This is a genomic window from Pseudoalteromonas sp. SG41-2 (genome assembly GCF_014164535.1).
GTDB classification, from domain to species: domain Bacteria; phylum Pseudomonadota; class Gammaproteobacteria; order Enterobacterales; family Alteromonadaceae; genus Pseudoalteromonas; species Pseudoalteromonas rhizosphaerae.
Genome location: NZ_JACJFK010000076.1, coordinates 1 through 1,763 on the forward strand (window position 1 = coordinate 1; position 1,763 = coordinate 1,763).

The window sequence follows — 1,763 nt, forward strand, 5'->3', positions numbered from 1 at the left end:
AGTGTGTCGCCTGCATCATCATCGCTGGCGTTACTTAATAACCCGTTTGCAAGTGCCACGGTTAAAGTCGCGGCTTCATCGAGGTTAAACGCGAAGTTTTGCCCTACCGGCGCATCGTTGGTGTTAGTAACCTCTAATGTAAATGGCGTTAAACTGGCGCTATCTGTGCCATCGTTAACACTGATAGTAATAGCCGCGTAGCTGCCCACATCCTCGTTCTGTGGCGTGCCCGCTAATTCACCCGTGCTGGTGTCAAAGCTTGCCCAACTTGGCTTATTAATGATGCTGAAACTGAGGCTATCACCATCAATATCACGCACTGATGGCGTAAACTGATACTGACTGTCTTCGCTTACCGTGGTGTTCGGTGTACCACTGATTGTCGGTGCATCGTTAACGTTCTTAACGGTGAGATTAAAGCTACTCAATGCTGTAGTAATCGCGCCGTCTGATACTGAAATAATAATGTTGTTATTTACGCCGACATCATCATTACTTGGCGTACCTGATAACTGCCCAGTGCTGCTATCAAAGTTTGCCCAGCTCGGCTTGTTGCTAATGCTAAAGGTTAAGCTGTCGCCATCAATATCGCTGGCTGTTGGGGTAAAGCTATAAGGCGTATCTTGATCAACATTTAATGCTGGAACACCACCAATCGTTGGTGCGTCATTGACGTTGATCACCGTTAAGTTAAATGCCGGTAAGCTCGCCGTACCCATGCCATCGCTGACACTGAGCACAATATTACTGTACACACCCACATCGCTGTTAACAGCGGTACCACTGAGCAACCCGGTACTGCTATCAAAACTCAACCAACTTGGTTTATTACTGATGCTAAAGGTTAAGTTATCGCCCTCGGTGTCAGTTGCCGTTGGCGCAAAACTATAAGCGATTTTCTCACTCACTGACACAGTCGGTGAACCGCTGATCACTGGCACATCATTAACACTGCTCACGGTCACTGTGATCACCGCTGGTGCTGAATCCACGCTACCATCGTTAGCAACAAAGCTGAAGCTATCGGTGCCAAAGAAGTCACTCTCACCTTGGTATATTGCTTGCGAGCCAGTCAATGTAACACGGCCATTTTGTGGCTGACTGCTTATTTGATACGTTAAGGTATCGCCTTCGATATCGCTGGCGGTAAGGTTGATAGTCAGTGGCGTATCTTCATTTACTGACACCGCTGCAGCGCTGGCAACAGGGGCATCATTTACAGCATTAACGGTTAAGTTAACACTAACAGGAGCTGAATCTAACGCACCATCATTGGCTACAAACGTGAAACTATCACTGCCGTTATAATCTGCCGCAGCTGAATACAACCAACTATCACTGCTTTGTTGAACTAGCGTTCCGTGTGCGACATCAGTATCAATGCGATAAGTTAAGCTGTCATTTTCGATGTCTGTCGCAAGCAATGTGATCAATAAGCTTGCATCTTCATCAAGGCTAAGGGTTTGCGTTTGTGCCACCGGCGCATCATTGACTGGGTTCACGGTCATGGTGACAGTAGCAAGGTTAGATATCGCGCCATTGCTGTCTTTAACTGTGTAAGTAAAGCTGTCATCGCCAAAGTAATCTGCATTGGCGGTATAAATGATTGCCCCCGTTGCGGTTACTTGAGTTTGCCCGTTGCTTGGTGCACTGACAACCGTCACACTGCTCACATCTAAGCTGTCGCCGATATCAACATCACTGTCGTTACCCAATACGTTGACTTCAAATGAACCTTCTTCTTGCAGTTGGGCGGTGTTATC

At 47.1% G+C, this 1,763-nt stretch carries 1 protein-coding gene; it reads right to left on the reverse strand.

Annotated features, from left to right (window positions below; all coding sequences use genetic code 11):
• Window positions 1-1,763: cadherin-like domain-containing protein (locus H5186_RS22410; RefSeq protein WP_182795030.1), on the reverse strand; the 1,763-nt coding region annotated here is incomplete at both ends.